Origin of the sequence: Actinokineospora spheciospongiae (genome assembly GCF_000564855.1) — a bacterium.
Classification (GTDB): Bacteria; Actinomycetota; Actinomycetes; order Mycobacteriales; family Pseudonocardiaceae; genus Actinokineospora; species Actinokineospora spheciospongiae.
The window spans coordinates 1-6735 of sequence record NZ_AYXG01000191.1 but is presented as its reverse complement, the minus strand read 5'-3'; the positions used below and the strand labels follow the sequence as shown (position 1 = coordinate 6735).

The window sequence follows — 6735 nt, the reverse complement described above, 5'->3', positions numbered from 1 at the left end:
CAGGCAGAACGGCCACGAGATCTCCGAGCGCGGCCGCATCCCGTCCGCGGTCGTCGAGGCCTTCGAGGAGGCGCACGCCGCCAAGCCCAAGGGCGGCGGCGGCAAGGCCAAGAAGGCGGCCTTCTCCGGCTGATCGCGCCCGCACGGGCACCGGACGCGAGCGCGGCCACCCCCGACCCCGGGGGTGGCCGCGCTCGTCTCGTCCTCGCACCGGTCCATCTCGTACCGGTCGGCGGGGTCGGTCCGCTCGCGCGGTCCGGGGGCCGGGCCTCCGCATCGGCCACGCCACCGGCGCCGGGAGCGCCCCGCCGGGTGCGACCCGGACCGGACCCGCATCGGCCCGCCGTCGTCAGCGCCCACGCTTCTGCGGTGATCTTCCCTCGTGCCCTCGTCAGCGCTGCGCGAACGACGACAGGGCGGACAGCGACCGCACGAAGTCCGCGCGGTCCCCACCCAGGACGCCGAAGTACTCGGCGTCCGCCTTCTCCACGTCGGTCAGGGCCACCGCCGCCAGCGCCCGGCCGACCGGGGTCAGCCTGAGCAGGCGGGCTCTGCTGTCCGCCGGGTCCACCTCGCGGACCAGCAGACCCCGGTCGGCGAGCTTGCGCAGCACCTGGCTGGCCATCATGGGGTCGATCCCCACGAAGTCCGCGAGCCGCTGCTGGCTGGGCGGGTCGCCGCGCGACTCCAGCCAGAGCAGGCTCGCCAGCAGCACGAACTGCACGTGGGTCAGCTCGTGCCGCGCCAGCGCGGCGCGCATGGCGCGCTGCCAGGCGAGCGTCACCCGCCAGAGCAGAAATCCGGCACTCTGCTCCGGGGCGGCCCAATCCGGACGCGGTGTGGTCATACCAGGCTGGACTCCTCGGCCAACGACGCCAGCTTCGCCAGCGCGGCGGGCACCCCGGCGGTCACGACCGGCCCCAGCTCCTGCGCGGCGGGACCCTCGATGGTGACCCGGTGGCTGATCTCGGTGCCCGTGCCGGTCGGGGTCAGGGTGTGGGTGAAGCGCAGGGTCGCGCCGGGGATCTCGGTGACGTCGGCGAACCGCGCGTTCGGCTCGACCTCGGTCAGGGTGAACGGGATCGGCGGCTGACCGGTGATGGTCATGGTGCCGCTGGTGCCCACGGTGAAGTCGCCGTCCACGGACACATTCTCCATGCCCGCGTCCCAGGTCGGCCACGTGGTCGTGTCGGCCCACAACGCCCAGACGGCGGCGGCGGGGGCGGTGGTGGTGGTGGAGTGCTCGTACTCGAAGGAAGTCATGCGTACATACAATATGCGCGCATATCTTCTGTCAACCCCTGCTCGCTCGCCTGTGGGCGGGCAGGGGTGCGCGAATGGCCCAAGGGGCCGGTGACGATCCGTGTGCGCCCGGGCGTGCCTGCGGCAAACGGGCATCCGGGCAACAGCAACCGGGCGTGTGGCTCCGGTCACTCCGCTGAACCCCGCTGGTGGGCTGGACGTGGGTGGTGTGAAACGGGCACCACTCGGTTCCACGACCGGGTGGTGCGCGGGTTGTTCGGGCGTCAGGTCGGTGTTACTCATTGACGGTGCCCGAGCGGGCACTCCGGTGTCCGATCAGACAGGGCGTCCGCCGGGGTCGTCCGGGAACGGGAGGTGCACGTGCAGGCCGAGGAGCGCAAGCGCCGAATCCTGGCCCGGGCCCGCACCGACGGGCGGGTCGACGTGATGGACATGGCGGCCGAGTTCGAGGTGGCGCCGGAAACGGTGCGCCGGGACCTGCGGCTGCTGCACGAGCACGGGTTGGTGCGGCGCACCCACGGTGGGGCGCTGCCGGTGGAGAGCGCCGGGTTCGAGACCGGGCTGGCCTCCCGGGCCTCGTCGAAGGTGGCGGAGAAGCGGCGGATCGCGCAGGTGGCGGCGGAACGGCTCGACGACGCGGAGACGATCTTCGTGGACGAGGGGTTCACGCCGCAGTTGGTGGCCGAGGCGTTGCCGACGGATCGGCCGCTGACCGTCGTGACCGCTTCGCTGCCGACCGCGGCGAGCCTGTCGACCTCGCCGTTGACCACCGTGCTGATGCTCGGTGGGCGGGTGCGCGGGCGGACGCTGGCCACCGTGGAGCACTGGGCGGTGGCGATGCTCGGGGAGATGGTGATCGACCTGGCCTACATCGGTGCCAACGGGATCTCCCGCGAGCACGGGCTGACCACCCCGGACCCGGTGGTCGGGGCGGTGAAGGCGCAGGCGGTCAGGGTGTCGCGGCGGCGGGTGTTCGTCGGCGTGCACACGAAGTTCGGCGTGGCCAGCTTCAGCCGGTTCGCCACCGTGCCCGACCTGGAGGCCATCGTGACCGACTCGTCGCTGCCCGTCGCCGAGGCGCACCGGTACGCGGCGCTGGGTCCCCGGGTGCTGCGGACCTAGTCCCCACGACGCGAGAACCACAACTGTCCAGGGCCGCCCGCGGTGGCGGCCCCGGTGGAGGACGGCCGCGCGCGGCCGCGAGGAAGGGAAGACGATGAGGTCTCACCTGCGGGTGGCCGCGGCTCTGTCCACGGCCGGACTGGTGGTCGCCGCGTGCAGCGGCGCCGGGGGCGGGGGGTCGTCCGACGACGCCCAGTCGATCAACGTGCTGATGGTGAACAACCCGCAGATGGTGGACCTGCAGAAGCTGACCACCGACAACTTCACCAAGCAGACCGGCATCAAGGTGAACTTCACCGTGCTGCCGGAGAACGACGTCCGGGACAAGATCAGCCAGGACTTCTCCAGCCAGGCCGGGCAGTACGACGTGGCGACGATCTCCAACTACGAGACGCCGATCTACGCCAAGAACCAGTGGCTGGCCCCGCTCGACGACCACATCAAGGGCGACCCCGCCTTCGACCAGGCCGACATCCTCGAGCCCATCAGCAAGTCGCTCACCGCGGCGGACGGCAAGGTCTACGCCGAGCCGTTCTACGGCGAGGCCTCGATGCTGATGTACCGCAAGGACGTCCTGGACGCCAAGGGCATCACCATGCCGGAGAAGCCGACCTGGCAGCAGGTGGCCGACATCGCCGCCCAGGTCGACGGCGCGCAGCCGGGCATGAAGGGCATCTGCCTGCGCGGGCAGCCGGGTTGGGGCGAGCTGATGGCTCCGCTGACCACCGTGGTCAACACCTTCGGCGGCACCTGGTTCGCCGAGGACTGGCAGGCGAAGGTCAACGCCCCCGAGTTCGCCGAGGCCACCAAGTTCTACGTCGACCTGGTGCGCGCGCACGGTGAACCCGGTGCGGCGCAGGCCGGGTTCGCCGAGTGCCTGAACTCCATGACCCAGAGCAAGACCGCCATGTGGTACGACGCGACCTCCGCGGCGGGCCAGTTGGAGGCCGACAACTCCCCGGTCAAGGGCAAGCTGGCCTACGCGCAGGCCCCGGTGGTCAAGACCGAGGCGTCGCAGTGGCTCTACACCTGGGCGTTCGGCGTGCAGAAGGCGTCGAAGAAGACCGACGCCGCGTGGAAGTTCATCTCCTGGGCCTCGGGCAAGGAGTACGAGAAGCTGGTCGGCACGACCGAGGGCTGGGCGAAGGTCCCCGACGGCAAGCGCGCCTCCACCTACGCCAACCCGGACTACCTGGCCAAGGGCGGCGCGTTCGCCAAGCAGGTCGAGGAAGCCATCAAGGGCGCCAAGCCGGACGACCCCGGCACCACCAAGCGCCCCGCCCCGGGCATCCAGTTCGTCGGCATCCCGGAGTTCACCGACCTCGGCACCCAGGTCTCGCAGAAGATCAGCGCGGCCATCGCCGGGTCGTCCTCCGTGGACGACGCGCTGGCGCAGAGCCAGGAGCTGGCCACCAAGGTCGGCGCGAAGTACGCGGGCAAGTAACTCCGAGCGGATCGGGAGGCAGACATGGCGATCGACACCGCACCACCGCCCACCCGCACCGGCCCCCGCGCGCAGGGGCGGCCCGGGTCCGGCGCGGGCCGGGCCGCCCGCTGGGTCCGCCGGGCACCGCTGCTGCCCGCGCTGATCTTCACGATCGTGGTCACCCAGCTTCCGTTCCTGGCCACGCTGGTGATCTCGACGCTGCGCTGGAACTCGCTGGACCCGGACAACCGGGGCTTCGCGGGGGTGGACAACTACGTCGCGGTCTTCTCCGACCCGGCGCTGCGCGACTCGGTGGTCACCACGGTGGTCCTCACCGCGGTGGTGGTGATCGTCAGCCTGGTCCTCGGGCTCGGCCTGGCCCTGCTGCTCGACCAGAAGTTCCGCGGGCGGGGCGCGGTGCGCACCATGCTCATCGCGCCCTTCCTCGTGGTGCCCGTCGCCGCGGCGCTGCTGTGGAAGCACGCGCTCTACAACCCCGACTACGGCCTGCTCAACGGCGCGCTCAACTGGCTGGGAAACCTCCTCGGCTTCCAGGCGCCGCAGCCGGAGTGGATCAGCGACATGCCGCTCACCGCGGTCATCATCTCGCTGGTGTGGCAGTGGACGCCGTTCATGATGCTGATCCTGCTGGCAGGCCTGCAATCGCGGCCGATGGACGTGGTCGAGGCCGCCTCCATCGACGGGGCGGGCGCGTTCCAGGTGTTCCGGTACCTGACCTTCCCGCACCTGCGCCAGTACCTCGAACTCGGCGGGCTGCTGGGGTCGATCTACGTCGTGCAGAACTTCGACGCGGTCTTCACCATCACCTCCGGCGGGCTCGGCACGGCGAACCTGCCGTACCAGATCTACCAGACCTTCTACCAGGCCCACGACTACGGGCAGGCGTCCGCGGCGGGCGTGGTCGTGGTGGTCGGCTCGATCATCATCGCCACCTTCGCGCTGCGCACGGTGTCGTCGCTGTTCAAGAACGAGGGGGCACGATGAGCACCGCCACCGCCGCCCGGTCCACCCGCGTGGACAAGCCCCGGAAGGCCTGGCGCCCCTGGGGCCTGGTCGCCTGGATCTGCGGGCTGATCTTCGTCGCCCCCGTGCTGTGGATGGTGCTCACCTCGCTGCACAGCGAGCCCGACGCCGCCACCAACCCGCCCTCGCTCGGCGCCCCACTCACCTTCGACGGGTACGCGGAGTTCTTCAGCGGCACCGGTGGCGCGGGCCCGTGGCCGCCGCTGATCAACTCCTTCAGCGCGAGCATCGGCTCGACGGTCCTGGTGCTGCTGCTGGCGATCCCGGCGGCCTACGCGCTGAGCATCAAACCGGTGGAGAAGTGGACTGACGTCCTGTTCTTCTTCCTGTCCACCAAGATGATGCCGGTCGTCGCCGCGCTGCTGCCGATCTACCTGGTCGCGCAGTACAGCGGGATGCTGGACAACATCTCGTTCCTGACCGTGCTCTACACCTCGATGAACCTGCCCATCGCGGTGTGGCTGATGCGCTCGTTCCTCGCCGAGGTCCCCAAGGAGATCCTGGAGGCCGCGGCGATCGACGGGGCCGGGCTGTTCACCATCCTGCGCCGCGTCGTGGCGCCGGTGGCCATGCCCGGCATCGCGGCCACCGCGCTGATCTGCTTCATCTTCAGCTGGAACGAGCTGCTGTTCGCCCGGGTCCTCACCGGTGTCGTCGCGGGCACCGCGCCGGTCTACCTGACCGGTTTCGTCACCAGCCAGGGCCTGTTCCTGGCCAAGGTGTGCGCCGCGGCCACCGTCGTGTCCCTCCCGGTCCTCATCGCCGGGTTCGCCGCCCAGGACAAGCTGGTCCAGGGCCTGTCACTGGGAGCTGTGAAATGAAGGCTGCGGTCATCACCGGTGTCGGTCAGGTCGAGGTCACCGAGGTGCCCGACCCGACACCGGGTCCGCGCGACGTGGTCGTCGACGTCGCCGCCTGCGGCCTGTGCGGCACCGACCTGCACATCCTCCAGGGCGAGTTCGCCCCCACGCTGCCGATCGTGCCCGGCCACGAGTTCGCCGGGACGGTCGTGGCGCTCGGCGCGGAGGTCACCGAGGTCCGGGTGGGGGACCGGGTGGCGGTCGACCCGTCGCTGTACTGCCACGAGTGCCGCATGTGCCGGGTGGGCCGCAACAACCTGTGCGAGCGGTGGAACGCGATCGGGGTCTCCAAGCCCGGCGGGGCCGCGGAGTTCGCGGTCGCGCCGGTCGCCAACTGCGTGAAGCTGCCCGACCACATCCGCACCGAGGACGCCGCGCTCATCGAACCGCTGTCGTGCGCGGTCCGCGGCTACGACGTCCTGCGCGCGCAGATGGCCGCCCGGGTGCTCATCTACGGCTCCGGCACCATGGGCCTGATGATGCTGCAACTGGGCAAGCTCACCGGCGCGGCGTCGATCGACGTGGTCGACCTCAACGAGGAGCGGCTCAAGACCGCCGTGCAGCTCGGCGTCTCCGCCACCGGGGTCAACGCCGACGAACTGGACAACCCGCGCGGCTGGGACGTCGTCATCGACGCCACCGGCAACCAGAAGGCCATCCAGGACGGCATCGGCCGCGTCGCCCCCGGCGGCACGTTCCTCCAGTTCGGCGTCTCCGACTACGCGACCCGGGTGACGATAGAGCCGTACAAGATCTACAACCAGGAGATCACCATCACCGGCTCGATGGCGGTCCTGCACTCCTACGAACGCGCCGCCGACCTGTTCGCCGCAGGCGTCCTCGACCCGGACGTGTTCATCAGCGACCGGATGCCGCTGGCGGAGTACCCGCACGCGCTCGACCTGTTCCGCAACGGGATCGGGCGCAAGATCCAGGTCCTGTGCTGAGTCCCTGAGGACCCGCGGGCCACCCCGGCGCACGCCCAGGCCCTCGCCGCGTACGGCTACCTGCTCGCCCGGC

General features: G+C 70.7%; 8 protein-coding genes. 6 read left to right on the top strand and 2 right to left on the bottom strand.

The features are described 5' to 3' along the window. Positions 1-133: Lsr2 family DNA-binding protein (locus UO65_RS39120; RefSeq protein ID WP_200873455.1), on the top strand; the 133-nt coding region annotated here is incomplete at its 5' end. Between the two features lie 258 nt (positions 134-391). Here UO65_RS39120 and UO65_RS24750 read toward each other — a convergent pair. Further along, positions 392-847 (bottom strand): MarR family winged helix-turn-helix transcriptional regulator, encoded by a 456-nt coding sequence (locus UO65_RS24750; protein ID WP_035286836.1) that lies wholly within the window; start codon positions 845-847, stop codon positions 392-394. After that, a complete protein-coding gene (locus UO65_RS24745) occupies positions 844-1263 on the bottom strand; it encodes an SRPBCC family protein (protein ID WP_035286832.1) in 420 nt (139 codons plus the stop codon). The genes UO65_RS24750 and UO65_RS24745 overlap by 4 nt, the downstream gene beginning before the upstream one ends. Positions 1264-1617: 354 nt before the next feature. Between UO65_RS24745 and UO65_RS24740 the strand changes: the two genes are divergently transcribed. The 5 genes from UO65_RS24740 (at position 1618) to UO65_RS24720 (ending at position 6662) form a co-directional block, all read left to right on the top strand. Next, positions 1618-2385: a DeoR/GlpR family DNA-binding transcription regulator gene (locus UO65_RS24740; RefSeq protein ID WP_233427829.1), complete on the top strand. Its 768-nt coding sequence runs from the start codon at positions 1618-1620 to the stop codon at positions 2383-2385. 94 nt (positions 2386-2479) lie between these two features. Next, the gene (locus UO65_RS24735; RefSeq protein ID WP_035286829.1) at positions 2480-3829 is read left to right on the top strand and encodes an ABC transporter substrate-binding protein; all 1350 of its coding nucleotides are present in this window, start codon (positions 2480-2482) and stop codon (positions 3827-3829) included. 24 nt (positions 3830-3853) lie between these two features. Continuing rightward, positions 3854-4816: a carbohydrate ABC transporter permease gene (locus UO65_RS24730; protein WP_035286827.1), complete on the top strand. Its 963-nt coding sequence runs from the start codon at positions 3854-3856 to the stop codon at positions 4814-4816. Next, entirely contained in the window at positions 4813-5676 is an 864-nt protein-coding gene (locus UO65_RS24725) for a carbohydrate ABC transporter permease (protein WP_035286824.1), read from the top strand. Before UO65_RS24730 ends, UO65_RS24725 begins: the two co-directional genes overlap by 4 nt. Continuing rightward, entirely contained in the window at positions 5673-6662 is a 990-nt protein-coding gene (locus UO65_RS24720; RefSeq protein ID WP_035286821.1) for a zinc-dependent alcohol dehydrogenase family protein, read from the top strand. Before UO65_RS24725 ends, UO65_RS24720 begins: the two co-directional genes overlap by 4 nt. Positions 6663-6735: the final 73 nt, after the last annotated feature.

Excerpts from the sequence above, each read along its gene's own strand:
- UO65_RS24750 (WP_035286836.1), bottom strand. The coding sequence starts at position 847 with ATGACCACACCGCGTCCGGATTGGGCCGCCCCGGAGCAGAGTGCCGGA.
- UO65_RS24745 (WP_035286832.1), bottom strand. The coding sequence starts at position 1,263 with ATGACTTCCTTCGAGTACGAGCACTCCACCACCACCACCGCCCCCGCC.
- UO65_RS24735 (WP_035286829.1), top strand. The coding sequence starts at position 2,480 with ATGAGGTCTCACCTGCGGGTGGCCGCGGCTCTGTCCACGGCCGGACTG.
- UO65_RS24730 (WP_035286827.1), top strand. The coding sequence starts at position 3,854 with ATGGCGATCGACACCGCACCACCGCCCACCCGCACCGGCCCCCGCGCG.
- UO65_RS24725 (WP_035286824.1), top strand. The coding sequence starts at position 4,813 with ATGAGCACCGCCACCGCCGCCCGGTCCACCCGCGTGGACAAGCCCCGG.
- UO65_RS24720 (WP_035286821.1), top strand. The coding sequence starts at position 5,673 with ATGAAGGCTGCGGTCATCACCGGTGTCGGTCAGGTCGAGGTCACCGAG.